This is a genomic window from Hylemonella gracilis ATCC 19624 (genome assembly GCF_000211835.1).
In the GTDB taxonomy this organism is placed as follows: Bacteria; Pseudomonadota; Gammaproteobacteria; order Burkholderiales; family Burkholderiaceae_C; genus Hylemonella; species Hylemonella gracilis.
The window spans coordinates 25,412-43,900 of sequence record NZ_AEGR01000040.1 but is presented as its reverse complement, the minus strand read 5'-3'; the positions used below and the strand labels follow the sequence as shown (position 1 = coordinate 43,900).

Here is an 18,489-nt window from a genome sequence, read left to right as displayed (position 1 = left end):
GCGACCGCCGGCGGCCTCGACCTTCTCGGCGGTTTCGCGCAGACGCGCGCTGTCCAGGTCCAGGCCATGGACGATCGCGCCTTCTTGCGCGAAGCGCACGGCCACGGCGCGCCCATTGCCCCAGCCGGGTCCGACCGAGCCCGCGCCCGTCACCAAGGCCACCTTGCCCGCGAGACGTCCGGCCACGGGCGTGGCAAAGGGATCGGCCATCGAGTGCGCAGACGTCATGCGGGGAACCTGTAGAAGTGCAGCGGGTTGTGGACCAGGACCTGCTCCAGATGAGCCCGGTCCGGCATGATCTGCGCCAGCGCGTCCACCAAGGCGCCGTCGTCGGGCACATGGGTGTGGTTGGGATGCGGCCAGTCCGTGCCCCACAAGCAGCGGTCGGGAAAGCGCTCCACGAGCTGACGGGCCAGGGCGACTCCGGCAACGTAGCGGCGGTCCGCGGGCGCCTGCGCATCGATGCGATCGATGCCGCTGACCTTGACGCGGAACAAGGGGTTCTCCATCAGGCGCAGCAAGGCCTGGAAATCAGGATGCCCCGCGCCCAAGGCCGCGTCGACGCGCCCCATGTGGTCGATCACCACCGGCACGGCGCTCTGGGCCAGCGCGGGCCCCAGCCCATGGATGAGCGCGCTCTCGAAATGCACCTGCAGATGCAGGCCCTGCTCGGCCAAGCGGCGGCTGAGCGCGATGACCGGCTCGACCGGAGTCGGCGCGCCGAGCCGTTGCATGAAGTTGAAGCGCACGCCACGAAAACCCGCGGCGGCCAGGCGGCGCAGCTCCTCATCGGGCACGCCGACATCGACCAGCGCCACGCCCAGGTAACGGCCCTGGCCGGCCGCGATGGCGTCCTCGACGACGCGGTTGTCCAGGCCATGCACCACCGACTGCACGATCACGCAGCGCTCGATGCCCAGATGCCGATGCAGGGCGAACAGCGTCTCGCGCGGCGCGTCCTCGGGCGTCATGTGGCGCTGTGGCGCGTAAGGGTAGGTGGCGGCCGGTCCGAACACGTGCACATGGGCATCACAGGCCCCGGCCGGCAGCCGCAAGGCTGGTCGGCTGGGCTGACGCAGGTAGGTGAGCACAGGCTCGGAGCTGATCTCGCTCATGTTCTTCTTCGTTGCCCAACGACGGGTTACTGGTCTGAGTTGTGGCCATTATTGAAACCGGCCCGAGATTCAGGAAGCCAATGGCTTCTATAGCAGCTATGCTCAACGCCTATGGACATGCGTCAGCTTCAGTACTTCGTGCGGGTCGTTGAATCGGGCAGCTTCAGCGCCGCCGCCGCTGCGCTGCACATGACGCAACCCTCGCTCAGTCGCCAGGTCGCGCTCCTCGAGGCCGATGTGCGGCAGCGGCTGCTCACACGCACCGGCCGCGGCGTGATGCCCACGGAAGCCGGCCAGGCCCTGCTCGCGCATGCACGCCAGATCCTGGAGATCACGAACCGCGCGCGCGAGGAACTGCGCGAACTCAATGCCAGCCCCTCGGGGCGCGTGGTGATCGGCCTGCCGCCCCGCGTGGCCTTGCAGCTGAGCGCCGAACTGGTCGCCCGTTTTCGCGAACGGCTGCCACGCGCCGTGCTCTCAATCTCAGAGGGCCTGAGCTTGCATTTGCGTGAATGGCTGGTGGCCGGGCGTTTGGACCTCGCGCTGCTCTTCGACCCCGCGCCCTCCCCCCAACTGAGCTATCACACCCTGCTGCAAGAGCCGCTGCTGCTGGTCGCGCCTCCCGGCACCGCGCTGCCGGCGCGCGTCGCCTTGTCGGCCTTGCCCAGTTATCCCGTCGTGCTGCCCAGCGCGCCGAACTCCATCCGCAGCCTGGTTGAAGCCTTGCTCCTGCCGCGCGGCATCACGCTGCAGGTGCTGGCCGAGGTCGGCGCGGTTCAGACCGTGCTGGCCTTGGTGGAACGCGGCGTGGGCAGCACCCTGCTGCCCGAAAGCGCCTTGCATCTGGGCTCGGGGGTGCGGCTGCCGCATGCGCCCATCGGCCCACCCGGGGTGCGCAACAAGCTGGTGCTCGCCACCCCGCGCGCAGGCCCCAACACCCGGCTGCTGAAGGAAACTCGCGCCCTGCTGCTGGAGCTGGATCACCGGGCCATGCTGCGGGGCGCGCCCCGCTGAGCGTGCGTGCATAGACGCTTGCAGAGGCGCTTGCACGCTTGAACACTAGCAAGCTCGCAAGTGTGTGTAGCAAGGCGCGACAACCCTGCCACGTCCCCTTGGCCATTTGCGCACGTTCGCTCATGCGTGGCGAGCGGCGAGCATGGTCTGTCTGTGGGCGCGCGTTCGCGCAACGCAGAGACGTTCAGAGCAGAAGGAACGCCGCGGCCGCCACGGCCGTGGGCGGCAAGGCACCGAGCAGCAGCCCCCCGATGCTGAGGGTCCCGTGCGTGAAGCCTTTTTTCAGCAGGGCCGCGCCCGCGGGGTTCGGCGCGTTCGCGATGACGGTCAGCCCTCCGCCCGCGACCGCACCGGCCACGAGCATGTACTTGGCCTCGTCCGAAATGCCAGTGATCAGGGATCCGAGGTAAGTCAAAGCCGCGTTGTCGGTGATGGCCGTCAGCGCCATGGCGCCCCAGTACAGCTCCAGAGGCGCGAGGCTGCTGACCAGGGGTTGCAGCCACCAAGCTTGCATGCCACCGAGCACGACCAGCCCCGCCAGGAAGAATCCCACCAGCAAGGCTTCGCGCAGCACCAGCGGGCTCTGATGGCGGGCATAGGCTTGCGTGAAGCCCAGGAACATCAGGAACAGGGCCAGGAACATGACGGGATGGTGCGCGAGTGCGACGATGCCCGCCAGCAAGCCCGCATGCACCAGCACGACCGTCCAGGGCACGCGTCGCTCTTGCAAACTCTGGGCCGCCGAGCCCAACGCGACCAGATGGTGCCGCAGCACCCACGTGGCGGCCGTGGCGTTGACACACACGGCCAGCGCGGCCTTCCAGCCGAATTGGGTGAACATGAAAGCGCTGTCCCAGCCCCAGGCTTGGGCCACCATGAGCACCGGCGGCGCCGCGTAGGACGTCAAGGTGCCGCCAATCGAAATGTTCACGAACAAGACGCCCAGCGCGAAGTACTTGGGCACCGCCGGAACGGCCAGCCGGAACACCTGGGGCGCGAGCATGAGCGCGGCGATCGTCATGGCCGCGGGTTCGGTGATCAACGAACCCAGCAAGGGCACGGCGGCGAAACCCAGCCACACCGCAGCCACCGGGGCCGGCATGGGCGCGCGCCTGGAGAGCCACTGGATGGCGGCGGACACGGTCTGGGTGATGGGCTTGGACGCCGCCACCACCATGACAGCGACCACGAACAAGGGCTCGGTGAAATTGCGGCTGTTGGCGTAGCTCAGCGCCGCCCCCGCATCCACCACCAGCGCCATCGTCACCACGAGGACGATGGCCCAGAAGCCGAACACCACCTCCACCTCGCCCAACAAGTGGAAGAGACCGGCGTGGCGGGGAAAACGGTGAGACAGGCGCTCGAACTGCTGGGCGAGAAAGGTGTGCAGCAGAGCCAGGGCGAAAAGAGAGGCGGCAATGACCTCGATGGGCGTGGGCGTCATGAAAGCAGGACATGAAGAAGCCGCGCGGCGGCCCGACCTGCGCTGTACCTGCCATGCCGACCGGCATCGCACCCGGCGCGCATTGTAGCGACCGTCCCTGTGCTTGGGTCAGAGCTGGCTCACTGTCGCCGGCCTCCCAAAACACAACGCCACCCGGTGCGGGTGGCGTGTCTGAGCGCGATGCGCGAGAGACCCTCTCGTTCGATGGTGCGGCTGGCGGGGATCGAACCCACGACCCTTGGCTTCGGAGGCCAATACTCTATCCACTGAGCTACAGCCGCGTCGTGCGCGTGAGGCGCGATTGTAGGCGGTTTCGCCACCGCCAGGCGGGCCCCGACGGAACGCCAAAGCTATAATCCCGCCCGATTGCAAGTCATCCATTCCCAGGAATTCCAAGGATTTAGACATGAGCGCACAACAACACGAAGAAGCCCATACGGGTCCGATCAAGACACCCTCGCAAGCGATGTGGGTGTCGATGGCCGCCTTCGTGCTTCCGGTTTTCATCATCATCGGGCTGGTGTTCTTCGTCGTCTCCGACAAGAAGCCCGCCGCCGGAACGACGAACATGGAAAAGTCCGTGGCTGAGCGCATCCAGAAGGTCGGCACGGTGGAAATCCGTGATGCCAACCGCCCGCTCAAGAGCGGCGAAGCCGTTTACCAGGCTCAGTGCATCGCTTGCCATGGCGCGGGCCTGGCGGGTGCGCCCAAGTTTGGTGATCGCGGCGCCTGGGCGGCTCGCATCAAGAACAGTTTTGACAGCCTGGTGAATTCCGCCCTGAAGGGCAAGGGGGCCATGTCGGCCCAAGGCGGTGGCGAACACAACGACACCGAGGTCGCACGCGCCGTGGCCTTCATGGCCAATGCCGCGGGTGCCAAGTTCGCTGAGCCCGCCGCTCCGGCCGCCGCGAAGTAATCGAGTGCTGTGGGCCTCACGGCCCAAGCCACAACAAAGCCGGTCCTGGACCGGCTTTGTCTTTTGTGCCGAGCGACATGCCCCACAGCCTCCACCCCCGCCAACCGCGTCGTCCCCTGATTCTTTTGTCAGCCAGCCCAACGCACCCGAAGCAGTGATGACCATGGATCGCCCTGACTACGCCGTGCTCTTCGTCTGCACCGGCAATATCTGCCGCAGCCCCACCGCGCACGGCGTTTTCCTCAAGCAGGTGCACGAGGCCGGCTTGCAGCGTCGCGTGCGGGTGGATTCGGCCGGCACCCACGGCTACCACGTGGGCGATCCGCCCGACGCGCGCAGCCAGCACCACGCGGCACGGCGTGGTTATGACTTGTCTGAGCTGCGAGCCCGTCGCGTTGAGGAGGATGACTTCGCACGCCATGACCTGATCCTGGCCATGGATCAAGGTCATTTGGCGCTGCTCACCCAGCGGTGCCCGCCCGAGCTGCGCCACAAACTGCACGCCTTCACGCGCTGGTGCCAGCGGCATTCAACGAACGAGGTGCCAGACCCCTACTACGGTGACGCGCGGGGTTTTGAGCACGTGCTGGACCTGGTCGAGGACGGCTGCGCGGGCCTGCTCGCGCACGTGCGCGAGCAGTTGCGCTGACGCAGACGCGAGCCGCGCGGGCGCGCGCCACGCCAGTCTGCGTCCGGCCACGCCACCCGCCGATCAGGGGTACAGGCCGCGCAGCTCGCGCGCTTCCAGCACCCGGGTGCAGGCGATCACGAAGGCCGCCGTGCGCAGCGCCAGCTTGCGTTCCTGTGACAGGTCCCAAATCGCTCGGAAGGCGTCGCTGAGTGCGCGGTCCAGGCGGGCGTTGATGTCGGCCTCGGTCCAGAAGAAGGACGAGGCGTTCTGCACCCACTCGAAGTAGCTCACCGTCACGCCCCCCGCATTGGCCAGCACGTCAGGCAACACGATGGCGCCACGCGCCAGCAGAATGTCTTCGGCCTGCGGGGTCGTCGGTCCGTTGGCCCCCTCGACCACGAGCTTGGCGCGGATGCGCCCCGCGTTGTCCGCCGTGATCTGGTTTTCCAGCGCGGCGGGCAGCATGACCTCGCAATCAACGTCCCAGAACTTGTCGTTGCTGATGCGCTCCACGCCCGGGAAGTCCAGCAGCGTGCCCTCGCGCCGCGCGAGGAAGGCGGTGAGCGCGTGCGGGTCTATGCCGTCGGCCTTGTAGATGCTGCCCGCCACGTCCTGAATGGCCACGATGCTCGCACCGTTTTCTTGGAACACGCGCGCCGCCGCGTTGCCCACGTTGCCGAAGCCTTGCACGGCGACGCGCGCGCCCTTCATCTCCATGCCCAGGCGCTGCATGGCTTCGCGCGCGACGACGAAGCAGCCGCGGCCCGTGGCGTCACGCCGGCCCAGGCTGCCGCCCAGGGTGATGGGCTTGCCCGTGACCACGCCGGTGCTGGTGGCGCCGACGTTCATGGAGTAGGTGTCCATCATCCAGGCCATGATGCGTTCGTTGGTGTTCACATCGGGCGCGGGGATGTCGCGCTCGGGGCCGATGATGAGGCCGATCTCGCTGGTGTAGCGGCGTGTCAAGCGTTCCAGCTCGCTCATCGAGAGCTGCTTGGGATCGACACGGATGCCACCCTTGGCGCCGCCGTAGGGCAGGTTGACGGCCGCGTTCTTCACAGTCATCCAGCCCGCCAGGGCCATGACCTCGGACAAGGTCACGCCGGGGTGGTAACGCACCCCGCCCTTGCCCGGCCCGCGCGAGACGTTGTGCTGCACGCGGTAGCCCTCGAAGTGCCGCACCGTGCCGTCGTCCATGTGGATGGGTACGTCGACGATCAGGGAACGCTTGGGACGGCGCAAGGTATCGGCCCAGACGCTGAGCTTGCCCAGGTGGGGCAGCACGCGGTCGACCTGTTCAAGGAAGGTGGCCCAGGGCCCCAGGTCGGCGGGGTTCAGGTAGGAGGGCAGATTGGGATGATTGGACAGAGACAGACTCATGAGAGCTCCTGTGGATAGGGGCAAGCCACCCTCTTGGTGGCTTGCGGTGCCGATTGTGCCGCCTGGGCCGCGTGGCGCTTGTCGAGGTTTGCACCAGCGCGGACTTTTCACCGTTTGGAGGCTAGTCTGCACTGACCGGCCTGCGGCGCATAAGGCAGGGTGCCCGCGATCGGTGGTCTGGTTCTAGGTCTGGGCCTAGGTCCGGGCGAAGTCCGCGGGACTGCGAACAAAACCGTAACGCGCTGGCAATTCCGCCGCCAGGACGGCTTCAGGCTGCCATCGCCCCGCTTCCACCCAATCCGCGGCCACGGTCATGTCCTGCGTGTGCACCAGGCCCAGGCCCAGCGTCGTGTGCAGGTACAGCCGGCCCGTTTCGTCCAGCAGGCAAGACCGCCATTCGGCCGGGGTGCCGGTGTGCGCGTGCACGCTGACCTGCGGCAACGGGCCCGCGGACGGTGCGTCCTGAGCCTGAGCCTGAGCCTGAGCCGGCGCCTGAGCCTGAGCCGGCGCCGGCGCCTGCAGGCGCCAGATCCAGGGCGTGGCTTCCAGCTCCACGAATACCCGTTGCGGGCCATTTTGAAAGTACCAACAACCCCGTGCGTCACTCGCGTAGTTGCGCTGGATGAAGTCGATCAGCTTTTCGTGTTTCAGCAGCGAGCCCCGGGCCCCGGGCAGACCACTGTCGAAGGCGCCTGCCGCCTGAGCGCGGTCGTCCCGCATCCACCAGTTGCCACGCGCGTCCAGTCCGAGCCAGCCGTAGCAGTCCGGGACGTTGGGCCACTTGGCCATGGCTTGGCGGACGAGGTCATCCATGCGCCGCCACCTTGCTTTCCAAACCCGCGGCGTTCAGCAACCACTCGCCAACGGCGCGCGGCATGCCCATCACATGACCAGCTGGCCAGCGCCCGCAGGGGAAGCCCACATGGCCACCCTGCGCTGGCTGCCACAGCGTCACGTGGCTACCCGCGTCCTGTTTCGTTGGCAGGCTGCGCGCGGGCACGAAGGGGTCATTGCGGGCGTTGAGCGCCAGGGCGGGTATGCGGATGGCGGGCAGATGCGGTTTGGCCGAGGCCCGGGACCAGTAGTCGTCGGTATTGCGAAAGCCATGCAGCGGCGCGGTGAACACGTCATCGAACTCGTACAAGGTGCGCGCTAGACGCAAGCGCTCACGGTCAAACAGACCGGGGTGCTGGTCCCATTTGGCCAAGGCTTTGGGTTTCATGGTCGAGAGGAACATGCGCGTGTAGACCTGACGATTGAAACCGCGGCCGATCGCATGCCCGCCAGCGGCCAGGTCCAAAGGCGAGCAGACCGCCGCCACCGCATCCGCCACCTGTGCGGCGGCGTCGCCCAGTTCCCCCGCCCAACGCAGCAAGGCGTTGCCCCCCAGCGAAATACCCACGGCGATGAGGCGTTGCCCGGGCGCGTTGAAGCGCGCGCGCAGCCGCCGCAGGATCCAGTCGATTTCTTGCCAGTCGCCGGAGTGGTAGGCCCGGGGGGCACGATTGAGCTCACCACTGCAACCGCGAAAGTGCGGCACCGCATAGGCCAGGCCTCGCTCGCGCGCCCAGCCCGCGTAGGCTTGTGCGTACTGGCTTTGGGTGGAGCCCTCCAGGCCATGAAAAAGCACCAGCAGGCCGGCGGGCGCATCGCCCGCGCCCCGCAGCCCATCGACATCGATGAAGTCGCCATCGGGCGTGTCCCAGCGCTCACGGTCAAAGCGGGGCAAGGGACCTTCCACGCGCTGGCCGTAGAGGGCCGGCCAGATGGTTTGCAAATGGCCGCCAGGCAGCCAAAGGGGGGCTCGGTAATTCTGCATGGACTGCGGATTGTCGCTCGGCATTCATCAGACCGTCATGCGCAGGCAGCGCTGCGCACGCTCGGCGCACACGACACCCGAAGCGCTGTGAATGCGTCATCAAGCACCTGCTTGCACAGGCCCGCTTAAGGCAGCGCGCAAAGCAAACAGCCCCGCGCATCGCTGCCGGGGCTGTTCACAAGACCGGACGAACCGGAGTTCGCGGACCGGAATTACTTCTTGCGCAGGTACTTGCGCAGGGCAGCGATTTCGGCGGCGGCGATGGCCAACTCGGACTGGGCCTTGGCCAGGTCCAGCTCGCTCTTGGCGTTCTTGATCGCTTCCTCGGCGGCCTGGCGCGCGGCGCTGGCCTTTTCCTCGTCCAGGTCCTTGCCGCGCACGGCGGTGTCGGACAGCACGGTCACGCAGTCGGGCTGCACTTCGAGGATGCCGCCCGCGACGAAGACGAATTCTTCCTTGCCGTCGGCCAGCTCGATGCGCACCGAACCGGGCTTGACGCGCGTGATCAGCGGGGTGTGACGCGGGTAGATGCCGAGTTCACCGGCTTCGCCGGGCAGCGCGACGAATCGCGCCTCGCCCGAGAAGATGGACTCTTCGGCACTGACCACATCGACGTGGATGGTTGCTGTCATGGTGGCTCCTAATCAGGCAGCAAGCAGACGGTGGGCTGGCTAGGCGCCGCGCACAGCCGGGAGAACCCGGCGAGCTCGGCAGCGACGCCAGCACGCCGCATGCGTCGCTTACTCAGACCTTCTTGGCCTTCTCGAAGGCTTCATCGATCGTGCCGACCATGTAGAAGGCCTGCTCGGGCAGGTGGTCGCACTCGCCGTTGACGATCATCTTGAAGCCGCGGATGGTCTCGGCCAGGGGCACGTACTTGCCCGGGGCGCCGGTGAACACTTCGGCCACGTGGAAAGGCTGCGACAGGAAACGCTGGATCTTGCGCGCGCGGGCCACGGTCAGCTTGTCTTCGGGAGCCAGTTCGTCCATGCCCAGGATGGCGATGATGTCGCGCAGTTCCTTGTAACGCTGCAGCGTGCCCTGCACGGCGCGGGCCGTCGTGTAGTGATCTTCACCCACGACTTGCGGGTCCAGCTGGCGGCTGGTGGAGTCCAACGGGTCCACGGCGGGGTAGATACCCAGCGAGGCGATGTCACGGCTCAGCACCACGGTGGAATCCAAGTGGGCGAAAGTCGTGGCGGGAGACGGGTCGGTCAAGTCATCGGCCGGCACGTACACGGCCTGGATGGACGTGATGGAACCCACCTTGGTCGAGGTGATCCGCTCTTGCAGGCGGCCCATTTCCTCGGCCAGCGTCGGCTGGTAGCCCACGGCGGAGGGCATGCGGCCCAGCAGGGCGGACACTTCGGTACCTGCCAGCGTGTAGCGGTAGATGTTGTCCACGAAGAACAGCACGTCCTTGCCTTCGTCACGGAAGGCTTCGGCCATGGTCAGGCCGGTCAAGGCCACGCGCAGACGGTTGCCCGGGGGCTCGTTCATCTGACCATAGACCATCGCCACCTTGGAGTCGCCCAGGCTCTCCTGGTTCACGACGCCAGCGTCCGACATTTCGTGATAGAAGTCATTGCCTTCGCGGGTACGCTCACCCACGCCGGCGAACACGGACAGGCCCGAGTGCGCCTTGGCGATGTTGTTGATGAGCTCCATCATGTTCACGGTCTTGCCCACGCCGGCACCACCGAACAGGCCCACCTTGCCGCCCTTGGCGAAGGGGCAGACCAAGTCGATCACCTTGATGCCGGTTTCCAGCAGCTCTTGCGAGGGGCTGAGTTCGTCGTAAGCCGGGGCCTTGCGGTGGATGGACGCGGTCTGCGTCTGCGCCACGGGGCCGCGCTCGTCGATGGGGTTGCCCAGCACGTCCATGATGCGGCCCAGCGTCGCCTTGCCCACGGGCACGGTGATGGCCTTGCCGGTGTTGGTGACCATCAGGCCGCGGCGCAGACCGTCGGACGAACCCAGGGCGATGGTGCGGACCACGCCGTCACCGAGCTGCTGCTGCACCTCGAGCGTCAGGGCCGAGCCCTCCATCTTCAGGGCGTCGTAGACCTTGGGCATGTGGTCACGCGGAAATTCCACGTCGACCACGGCGCCGATACATTGAACGATCTTGCCCTGCACTTGCGTGTTTGCTTGAGCCATGTCTTTGCTCCGGTAAATTGAATCTTGCTTGAACGGCCGTCAGACGGCCGCGGCGCCAGCCACGATTTCCGACAGTTCCTTCGTGATGCCGGCCTGGCGGGTCTTGTTGTAGACCAGCTTGAGCTCGCTGATCACGTTGCCGGCGTTGTCGGTCGCGGCCTTCATGGCCACCATGCGGGCGGACTGCTCGGACGCCATGTTCTCGGCCACGGCCTGGTAAACCAGCGCCTCGACGTAACGCACCAGCAGCTCGTCGATGACGGTCTGCGCGTCCGGTTCGTAGAGGTAGTCCCAGTCGTGCTGCGGGCCGCTGGCTTGCGTCTCGTCGCGCATCTGCTGCACGGACAGGGGCAGCAGCTGCTGCACCACCGGTTCCTGCCGCATGGTGTTGATGAACTTGGTGTAGCACAGGTACACCGCGCTCAGTTCACCACGCGTGTAAGCGTCGAGCAGCACCTTGACCGGGCCGATCAGCTTGTCCAGGTGCGGCGTGTCGCCGAGCTGGACGGACTGCGACACTACCTTGGCGCCGACGCGGTTCAGGAAGCCCAGGCCCTTGTTGCCGATGGCCACGGCGCGCGTTTCCACGCCCGCAGCCTGCAGCTCGCGCAGCTTGTTGGTCACGGCGCGCAGCACGTTGGTGTTGAGACCGCCGCAGAGGCCCTTGTCGGTCGTCACCACGATCATGCCGGCGGCCTTGGCCTCCTCATGCGTCTGCATGAAGGGATGCACGTACTCCGGGTTGGCCCGCCCGAGGTTGGTGGCGATGTTGCGCACCTTCTCGGCGTAGGGACGAGCCGAAGCCATGCGCTGCTGTGCCTTGCGCATCTTGGACGCGGCCACCATTTCCATGGCCTTGGTGATCTTCTTGGTGTTCTCCACCGATTTGATCTTGCCGCGTATTTCCTTGCCTGCTGCCATCGTGGACTCCTAATCCTGTCGGGCCGGGATCACGCGAAGGTCTTCTTGAACGCGGCGATCGCGGCGCTCAGTTCGGCTTCGGCGTCCTTGTCCAGGGCCTTGTTGGCTTCCAGCTTGGCGAGCAAGGCGGCGTTCTTGTCCTTGAGCCAGGCGTGCAGGCCGGCTTCGAAGGACAGCACCTTCTTCACTTCGACGTCGTCGAGGAAGCCCTTGTTCACGGCGAACAGGGAAGCGGCCATCAGGCTGATGGACAGGGGGCTGTACTGCGCCTGCTTGAGCAGCTCGGTCACGCGCGCGCCACGGTCCAGCTGCTTCTTGGTGGAAGCGTCCAGGTCGGAAGCGAATTGCGCGAAGGCCGCCAGTTCACGGTACTGCGCCAGGTCGGTACGGATACCACCGGACAGGCCCTTGATCAGCTTGGTCTGGGCGGCGCCACCGACGCGCGACACCGAGATACCGGCGTTGATGGCGGGGCGGATGCCGGCGTTGAACAGGCTGGTTTCCAGGAAGATCTGACCGTCCGTGATCGAGATCACGTTGGTCGGCACGAAGGCGGACACGTCACCGGCTTGGGTTTCGATGATCGGCAGCGCCGTCAGCGAACCGGTCTTGCCCTTGACGGCGCCCTTGGTGAAGGCTTCGACGTAGTCGGCGTTCACGCGAGCGGCACGCTCCAGCAGACGGCTGTGGAGATAGAACACGTCGCCAGGGAAGGCTTCGCGACCCGGCGGGCGGCGCAGCAGCAGCGAGACTTGGCGGTAGGCCACGGCTTGCTTGGACAGGTCGTCGTACACGATCAGGGCGTCTTGACCGCGGTCGCGGAAGTACTCGCCCATGGTGCAGCCGGAGTAGGCCGACACGTACTGCATGGCGGCGGACTCGGAGGCGGTGGCGGCCACGACGATGGTGTAAGCCATCGCGCCGGCCTGTTCCAGGGCACGCACCACGTTCTTCACCGACGAGGCCTTCTGTCCGATGGCCACGTAGATGCAGGTCATGTTCTGACCCTTTTGATTGATGATGGCGTCGATGGCCACGGCGGTCTTGCCGGTCTGGCGGTCACCGATGATCAGCTCGCGCTGGCCACGACCAACGGGCACCATCGCGTCGATGGACTTCAAACCCGTTTGCATCGGCTGGTCCACGGACTGGCGGGCGATCACGCCCGGCGCGACCTTCTCGATCACGTCCGTCATCTTGGCGTTGATCGGGCCCTTGCCGTCGATGGGCTGGCCCAGCGCGTTCACCACGCGGCCAACCAGCTCGGGGCCAACCGGCACTTCCAGAATGCGGCCCGTGCACTTGACGGTGTCGCCTTCGGAGATGTGTTCGTACTCACCCAGAATCACGGCGCCGACGGAGTCGCGCTCGAGGTTCAGGGCCAGGCCGTAGGTGGGCTGACCATCCTTGCCGGCCGGGAATTCCAGCATTTCGCCCTGCATCACTTCGGACAGGCCGTGGATGCGGACGATGCCGTCGGTCACGGAGACGACCGTGCCCTGGTTGCGGATGTCGGCGCTGGCGGACAGGCCTTGGATCCGGCTCTTGATCAGTTCAGAGATCTCTGCGGGATTGAGCTGCATGACTCTTTCCTTCTTACTCGTTGAGGAGGTGGCGCGCGCGGCTGGCTCGAAGCCTCAGGCCGTCAGCGCCACTTTCATTTGTTCCAGACGGGCTTTGACGGACGTGTCAAGCACCTCGTCACCCACCACCACGCGGATACCGCCGATCAGTTCGGGGTCCAGCGCCACCTTGACATTGAGCTTGCGGGCAAAGCGCTTTTCGAGCACCGCCTTCACGCCCTCAAGCGCCGCGCCCTCGATGGGGAAAGCGCTGTGGACCGTGGCGTCCGACATGCCGCCCTGCGCGTTCTTCAGCGCGCGGAACTGGGCGGCGATCTCGGTCAATGCGCTCAGGCGGCCATTGCCGATGACGGTGCGCAGGAAGTTCTTCGCGGCGTCGGACAGCGGCGTCTTCGCCACGCCCGCGATCAGATCAAACACCTGCGTCTCGGTTGCGCGCGGATTCCCCGCGAACTGTTGCAGCTGGGGATTGGCCGCGATCGCGGCCAGCTCTTCAACCCAGCGCGAGGCGCCGTCGAGGTCGCTCTTGACCGCGGCGAACAGCGCTTCGGCGTAGGGTCGGGCAATGGTGGCAAGTTCAGCCATGGTCACACCCTCACAGCTCGGTCTTCAGGCGGTTCAACAGATCGGCATGGACGCCAGCATTGACCTCCTTGCGCAGGATCTGCTCGGCACCCTTGACGGCCAGCGCGGCCACCTGCTCGCGCAGGGCTTCGCGCGCGGCGATGGCCTGCTGCTCGGCTTCGGCCTTGGCGGCGGCGATGATCTTGTTGCCTTCCTCGGTCGCACGGGCCTTCGCTTCCTCGATGATGTCGCGCGCGCGGCGCTCGGCATCGGCGAGGCGGGCAGCCGTTTCATTGCGAGAGGAAGCCAGCTCGGCCTCGACGCGCTTGTCGGCGGCGGCGAGATCGGCCTTGGCCTTGTCGGCGGCGGCGAGACCATCGGCAATCTTCTGGGCCCGCTCGTCAAGCGCCTTGGCGATGGGCGGCCACACGAACTTCATCGTGAACCACACCAGGATCGCGAAGACGATCGCCTGCAGGATCAGGGTTGCATTGATATTCACGGCTTACTCCTTTCGGGCGTGAAAGGAACCGAGATCAGGCGGCGAGGACGAAGGGGTTGGCGAAAGCGAACAGCAGAGCAATGGCCACGCCGATCAGGAAGGCGGCGTCGATCAGACCGGCCAGAATGAACATCTTGGTTTGCAGTTCGTTCATCAGCTCGGGTTGACGGGCCGAGGACTCGAGGAACTTGCCACCCATCAGGGCGATGCCGATGGAAGCGCCGATGGCGCCCAGACCGACGATCAGACCGCAAGCCAGAGCAACGAGGCCGAGAATGTTTTCCATTTGGGAGACTCCTAGGTTAAAGAAAAGAAAAAAAGAGAAGCAGAAAAAAGAATCGGGGTCAGGCGGCCGTTTCGGGCCGCCCTGCCCGCGTCACGTCAGTGCGCCTCGTGCGCCTGACCGGTGTAGATCAGCGTCAGCATCATGAAGATGAAGGCCTGCAGCGTGATCACGAGGATGTGGAACAGCGTCCAGACGGTCCCGGCGATGACATGGCCGATCGCCAGACCAATGCCCGTGGCCGACAGAGCCCAGCCGCCGCCCATCAGGGCGATCAGCATGAACACGAGTTCGCCCGCGAACATGTTGCCGAACAGACGCATGCCGTGGGACACCGTCTTGGCCACGTACTCGATCATCTGCATCAGGAAGTTGATCGGGTAGAGGGCCCAGTGGTTGCCGAAGGGCGCGGCGATCAGCTCATGCGCCCAGCCGCCCAGGCCCTTGATCTTGATGTTGTAGAACAAGCAGACCAGCAGCACCGCGCACGACAGGCCCAGCGTGGTGGACAGATCGGCGGTCGGCACGACACGCATGTAGGCGTGGTGATCGCCCGTGGTGGTCTGCCACAGCAGGGGCAGCAAATCGACCGGCAGCATGTCCATGAAGTTCATCAGGAAGATCCAGACGAACACGGTCAGGGCCAGCGGAGAAATGAGTTTGCGGCTCTTGGCGTTGTGGATCACGCCCTTGGCCTGGTTTTCGACCATTTCGACCAGGATCTCGACCGCCGCCTGAAAGCGGCCAGGCACGCCCGACGTGGCCTTGCGCGCGGCGCGCCAGAGCACGAAGCAGCCAATCACACCCAGCACGAGCGACCAGAACACGGAGTCCAGATTGAAGACGCCGAAGTCCACGATGCTGCTCTGCTTCACGCTGTTGAAGGAAAAATCCTTCTGCAGGTGCTGCAGGTGGTGGACGATGTATTCACTGGCCGTCGGGCCGTGAGCTTCACTCGCAATCTCAGCAGACATAGATCAGATCACCAACTTTTAATTCAAACCTTGGGTGCCGCGGACGTTTTCGAGGCCATGCGCCGCATTTCAAACCACGCGGCCACCCCGTGCGCCTTCATCGCCACCACCAGCCCGCCCACCAGGGCCAGCCAGCTCAAACCGGGGAGCAGCCAGGGCGCTGCGGCCATCATGGCCACGGCCAGCGCGAGCTTGGTCAGCTCCCAAATGAAAAACCTCATCAAAGCGACGCCCGCCGCCCCGGCATGCCGGGCCACCGGTCGCGACATCACGCGCGCCAGCAGAGCTGCAGGCAGAACCACCGCCCCGGCGCCATACATCACGGACCCCGCGACGGACAGCGCCTCGCCCATGGAACCGATCCAGCCGCTCACCAGCCCGATCCATCCCGTCAACACCGCAGCAAGCAATCCCGCCACGGCTTGCCAAGCCACGATGCGCCAAGGGGAGGCCAACGGGTGCCGTTGGCGCCATTGGCGCGCCTCCTCGGCACTCAAGGGCTGGTACTCGACCTCTTTGGCGTCGTCCCAGGAACCCTGACTTTCCCGACGTTCACCCTCGTTTTTGGCGTGGTTTGTCAACTTTTGCAAAGCCCCGCATTATAGGTTCAAAATTTCGGCCGCCCCGGGTAATCCCAAGCGACCCACCGGGGCTTCGAGGCCTGGGAGTCCAGAAGCCGCCCTGCCGCCGCCCTGCCGACGCCCTGCCGACGCCCTGCCGCCGCCATTGGTTTGCGCTAACGCGCCCCCATTTGCTCCTCAGAATGACATCTTCTGCGACACTGCCCCCCATGAGCCAGCCCGACACCCCGGCCTCCCGCGCCGACAGCCTGATTGAATATCCCAGCCTCTTCCCGATCAAGGTGATGGGCGCGCGAGCGGACGGCTTCGTCCATGCCATCACGCACCTGGCCCGGGAATTCGACCCGAGCTTCGATGCCTCGACCGTGGAACTGCGCGAGAGCAAGGGCGGCAACTACCTGGGCGTGACCATCACGGTCACGGCCACCAGCCGGGAACAGCTCGACAACCTCTATCGCGCGCTGACCTCGCACCCCATGGTCAAGGTCGTGCTCTGAAAGCCTGACCGTGATCGAGGTGCGCGAGCTGGGCCGGGTGGACTACCTGCCCACCTACCAGGCCATGCAGGACTACACCGCCCAGCGCGGCGCCGGCACGCCGGACGCGCTGTGGCTGTGCGAGCACCCGCCCGTGTTCACGCAAGGGCTGGCGGGCCAGGCCGGTCACCTGCTGATGCCGGGCGACATCCCCGTCGTGCAGACAGATCGGGGCGGTCAGGTGACCTACCACGGGCCAGGCCAGGTCATGGCCTACCCGCTGCTGGACCTGCGTCGCACCGGCTATTTCGTCAAGGAATACGTCTATCGGCTGGAAGAGGCCGTCATCCGCACCCTTGCGCATTACGGTGTGACGGGCCACCGCGTGGCGGGCGCTCCCGGGATTTACGTGCGGTTGGATGACCCTCGCGGCCATGCCGCTCTTGCGCAGCGCCCGCAAAAAGGCAGCCCCAGCAGCAAAGCACCCGACTTCACGGGCCTGGGCAAGATCGCCGCCTTGGGCGTGAAAGTGAGCCGCCACTGCACCTACCACGGCCTGGCGCTCAACGTGGCCATGGACCTGGAACCCTACAACCGTATCAACCCTTGCGGGTACGCGGGGCTGCCCACGGTCGATCTTTCTACAATGGGCACCGCCGTCGATTGGGCCGACGTGGCCCAGGTGCTGGGCGACAAGCTCCGCGCCCACCTCTCCCCCTGAACACCATGAACGAATCCGCCACCGTCCGCGAAGCGCAAAGTGTCGCCAACTACGACGCTTCCGCCAAGCAAAAGGCCGCCGCCAAGCTGTCGCGCATCCCCGTGAAGGTGGAGGCGGGTGAGGTGCTCAAGAAACCGGAGTGGATCCGCGTCAAGGCCGGCTCCCCGACCACGCGCTTCTACGAGATCAAGGACATCCTGCGCGAGCACAAGCTGCACACCGTCTGCGAGGAAGCCTCCTGCCCCAACATCGGCGAATGCTTCGGCAAGGGCACGGCCACCTTCATGATCATGGGCGACAAGTGCACGCGCCGCTGCCCCTTCTGCGACGTGGGCCACGGCCGGCCCGATCCGCTGGACGTGGACGAACCGCTCAACCTGGCCAAGACCATCGCCGCGCTCAAGCTCAAGTACGTGGTGATCACCAGTGTGGACCGCGATGACCTGCGCGATGGCGGCGCCGGGCACTTCGGGGAGTGCATCCGCAAGACGCGCGAGCTTTCTCCGCTGACACAGATCGAGGTGCTGGTGCCGGACTTCCGTGGCCGCGACGATCGCGCGCTGGAGATTTTGAAAGCCGCGCCGCCCGACGTGATGAATCACAACCTGGAAACCGTGCCGCGCCTCTACAAGCAGGCGCGCCCGGGCAGCGATTACCAATTCAGCCTGAACCTGCTCAAGAAATTCAAGGCCCTGCACCCGAAGGTGCCCACCAAGAGCGGCATCATGGTCGGCCTGGGCGAGACGGACGAGGAAATCCTGGAGGTCATGCGCGACATGCGCGCGCACGACATCGACATGCTGACCATCGGCCAGTACCTGGCGCCCAGCAACAGCCATCTGCCCGTCAAGCGCTATGTGCACCCGGACACCTTCAAGATGTTCGAGGACGAGGCCTACAAGATGGGCTTCTCCCACGCCGCCGTGGGGGCGATGGTGCGCAGCTCCTACCACGCAGATCAACAGGCCCACGCCGCAGGCGTGGTCGCCTGAAACCGGGCCGGGCACCAAGCCGGCCGTTCCATTTCCCGCCGCTGGATTCCAAACCACAACAGGCCAGCTTTCACTCAGACCTGTGCCCCACCTTGGAAAGGAATCCGAATGCAATGTCCCGTCTGCGCGAATGCGCGCTTGGTGATGTCCGAACGCCAGGGCATCGAAATCGACTACTGCCCGCAATGCCGAGGCGTGTGGCTGGACCGCGGCGAGCTCGATAAGATCATCGACCGGTCGCAAGGCGCGACACCCTCTTCGGCTGCCCAGCCTCGCGCGCAGGCACCGGCGCAGCAGCCCTACGCGCATCAACCGCCGCAGCCCCAGCCCTATGCGCCTCAACAAGGCGGGTATTACCGCAAGAAAAAGCGCGAGGGTTTCTTGTCCGACATCTTCGACTTCGACTGAAGCGC

21 protein-coding genes, 1 tRNA gene and 1 pseudogene are annotated in these 18,489 nt (G+C 65.8%); 7 read left to right on the top strand and 16 right to left on the bottom strand.

Annotation, left to right across the window (positions count from 1 at the left end):
• Together HGR_RS03795 and HGR_RS03790 are read right to left on the bottom strand one after the other, a co-directional pair.
• Positions 1-228: pseudogene (locus HGR_RS03795) on the bottom strand (hypothetical protein); the annotation flags it as partial.
• Positions 225-1,115 (bottom strand): amidohydrolase family protein, encoded by an 891-nt coding sequence (locus HGR_RS03790; RefSeq protein ID WP_006296762.1) that lies wholly within the window; start codon positions 1,113-1,115, stop codon positions 225-227. The gene HGR_RS03790 and the pseudogene HGR_RS03795, both read right to left, overlap by 4 nt.
• Before the next feature lie 111 nt (positions 1,116-1,226).
• On the opposite strand from HGR_RS03790, the gene HGR_RS03785 reads away from it, so the two are divergent.
• Positions 1,227-2,129 carry a LysR substrate-binding domain-containing protein gene (locus HGR_RS03785; protein ID WP_006296761.1) on the top strand — a complete coding sequence of 301 codons (903 nt, stop codon included), beginning with the start codon at positions 1,227-1,229 and terminating at the stop codon, positions 2,127-2,129.
• Positions 2,130-2,313: 184 nt separating this feature from the next.
• Here the strand turns inward: HGR_RS03785 and HGR_RS03780 are convergent, their stop codons facing one another.
• Entirely contained in the window at positions 2,314-3,573 is a 1,260-nt protein-coding gene (locus HGR_RS03780) for a putative Na+/H+ antiporter (RefSeq protein WP_006296760.1), read from the bottom strand.
• A 205-nt stretch (positions 3,574-3,778) separates the two neighbouring features.
• Positions 3,779-3,854, bottom strand: a tRNA-Arg gene (locus tag HGR_RS03775).
• Between the two features lie 125 nt (positions 3,855-3,979).
• Between HGR_RS03775 and HGR_RS03770 the strand changes: the two genes are divergently transcribed.
• Entirely contained in the window at positions 3,980-4,489 is a 510-nt protein-coding gene (locus HGR_RS03770; protein ID WP_006296759.1) for a c-type cytochrome, read from the top strand.
• A 163-nt stretch (positions 4,490-4,652) separates the two neighbouring features.
• Positions 4,653-5,138: a low molecular weight protein-tyrosine-phosphatase gene (locus HGR_RS03765; protein ID WP_006296758.1), complete on the top strand. Its 486-nt coding sequence runs from the start codon at positions 4,653-4,655 to the stop codon at positions 5,136-5,138.
• A 63-nt stretch (positions 5,139-5,201) separates the two neighbouring features.
• Here the strand turns inward: HGR_RS03765 and HGR_RS03760 are convergent, their stop codons facing one another.
• The 12 genes from HGR_RS03760 to HGR_RS03705 all read right to left on the bottom strand — a co-directional run bounded on the left by HGR_RS03760 (position 5,202) and on the right by HGR_RS03705 (position 15,896).
• Positions 5,202-6,500 carry a Glu/Leu/Phe/Val family dehydrogenase gene (locus HGR_RS03760; RefSeq protein WP_006296757.1) on the bottom strand — a complete coding sequence of 433 codons (1,299 nt, stop codon included), beginning with the start codon at positions 6,498-6,500 and terminating at the stop codon, positions 5,202-5,204.
• A gap of 195 nt (positions 6,501-6,695) precedes the next feature.
• Positions 6,696-7,313, bottom strand: coding sequence for a DUF2946 family protein (locus HGR_RS03755; protein ID WP_006296756.1), 618 nt, complete (start codon positions 7,311-7,313; stop codon positions 6,696-6,698).
• Entirely contained in the window at positions 7,306-8,319 is a 1,014-nt protein-coding gene (locus HGR_RS03750; protein ID WP_050797380.1) for a YheT family hydrolase, read from the bottom strand. Before HGR_RS03750 ends, HGR_RS03755 begins: the two co-directional genes overlap by 8 nt.
• A gap of 212 nt (positions 8,320-8,531) precedes the next feature.
• A complete protein-coding gene (locus HGR_RS03745) occupies positions 8,532-8,951 on the bottom strand; it encodes a F0F1 ATP synthase subunit epsilon (RefSeq protein WP_006296754.1) in 420 nt (139 codons plus the stop codon).
• Positions 8,952-9,063: 112 nt separating this feature from the next.
• Entirely contained in the window at positions 9,064-10,479 is a 1,416-nt protein-coding gene (atpD, locus tag HGR_RS03740) for a F0F1 ATP synthase subunit beta (RefSeq protein ID WP_006296753.1), read from the bottom strand.
• Between the two features lie 39 nt (positions 10,480-10,518).
• Positions 10,519-11,400 carry a F0F1 ATP synthase subunit gamma gene (gene atpG, locus HGR_RS03735; RefSeq protein ID WP_006296752.1) on the bottom strand — a complete coding sequence of 294 codons (882 nt, stop codon included), beginning with the start codon at positions 11,398-11,400 and terminating at the stop codon, positions 10,519-10,521.
• 29 nt (positions 11,401-11,429) lie between these two features.
• The gene (gene atpA, locus HGR_RS03730; RefSeq protein WP_006296751.1) at positions 11,430-12,983 is read right to left on the bottom strand and encodes a F0F1 ATP synthase subunit alpha; all 1,554 of its coding nucleotides are present in this window, start codon (positions 12,981-12,983) and stop codon (positions 11,430-11,432) included.
• 54 nt (positions 12,984-13,037) lie between these two features.
• Positions 13,038-13,568 carry a F0F1 ATP synthase subunit delta gene (locus HGR_RS03725; RefSeq protein ID WP_006296750.1) on the bottom strand — a complete coding sequence of 177 codons (531 nt, stop codon included), beginning with the start codon at positions 13,566-13,568 and terminating at the stop codon, positions 13,038-13,040.
• A 10-nt stretch (positions 13,569-13,578) separates the two neighbouring features.
• Positions 13,579-14,049, bottom strand: a complete 471-nt coding sequence (locus tag HGR_RS03720) for a F0F1 ATP synthase subunit B (protein ID WP_006296749.1) — start codon at positions 14,047-14,049, stop codon at positions 13,579-13,581.
• 34 nt (positions 14,050-14,083) lie between these two features.
• Complete coding sequence (gene atpE, locus HGR_RS03715; RefSeq protein WP_006296748.1) at positions 14,084-14,335, bottom strand: F0F1 ATP synthase subunit C; 252 nt, start codon at positions 14,333-14,335, stop codon at positions 14,084-14,086.
• 95 nt (positions 14,336-14,430) lie between these two features.
• The gene (gene atpB, locus HGR_RS03710; RefSeq protein ID WP_006296747.1) at positions 14,431-15,306 is read right to left on the bottom strand and encodes a F0F1 ATP synthase subunit A; all 876 of its coding nucleotides are present in this window, start codon (positions 15,304-15,306) and stop codon (positions 14,431-14,433) included.
• Between the two features lie 23 nt (positions 15,307-15,329).
• On the bottom strand, positions 15,330-15,896 hold the full coding sequence (locus HGR_RS03705; protein ID WP_006296746.1) for an ATP synthase subunit I: 567 nt from the start codon (positions 15,894-15,896) through the stop codon (positions 15,330-15,332).
• A 200-nt stretch (positions 15,897-16,096) separates the two neighbouring features.
• On the opposite strand from HGR_RS03705, the gene HGR_RS03700 reads away from it, so the two are divergent.
• The 4 genes from HGR_RS03700 to HGR_RS03685 all read left to right on the top strand — a co-directional run bounded on the left by HGR_RS03700 (position 16,097) and on the right by HGR_RS03685 (position 18,484).
• The gene (locus HGR_RS03700; RefSeq protein ID WP_006296745.1) at positions 16,097-16,384 is read left to right on the top strand and encodes a YbeD family protein; all 288 of its coding nucleotides are present in this window, start codon (positions 16,097-16,099) and stop codon (positions 16,382-16,384) included.
• Between the two features lie 13 nt (positions 16,385-16,397).
• Positions 16,398-17,084, top strand: a complete 687-nt coding sequence (gene lipB / locus HGR_RS03695) for a lipoyl(octanoyl) transferase LipB (protein WP_039852262.1) — start codon at positions 16,398-16,400, stop codon at positions 17,082-17,084.
• Between the two features lie 5 nt (positions 17,085-17,089).
• Entirely contained in the window at positions 17,090-18,076 is a 987-nt protein-coding gene (gene lipA, locus HGR_RS03690; RefSeq protein WP_006296743.1) for a lipoyl synthase, read from the top strand.
• Between the two features lie 108 nt (positions 18,077-18,184).
• The gene (locus tag HGR_RS03685; RefSeq protein WP_006296742.1) at positions 18,185-18,484 is read left to right on the top strand and encodes a TFIIB-type zinc ribbon-containing protein; all 300 of its coding nucleotides are present in this window, start codon (positions 18,185-18,187) and stop codon (positions 18,482-18,484) included.
• Positions 18,485-18,489 lie beyond the last annotated feature (5 nt).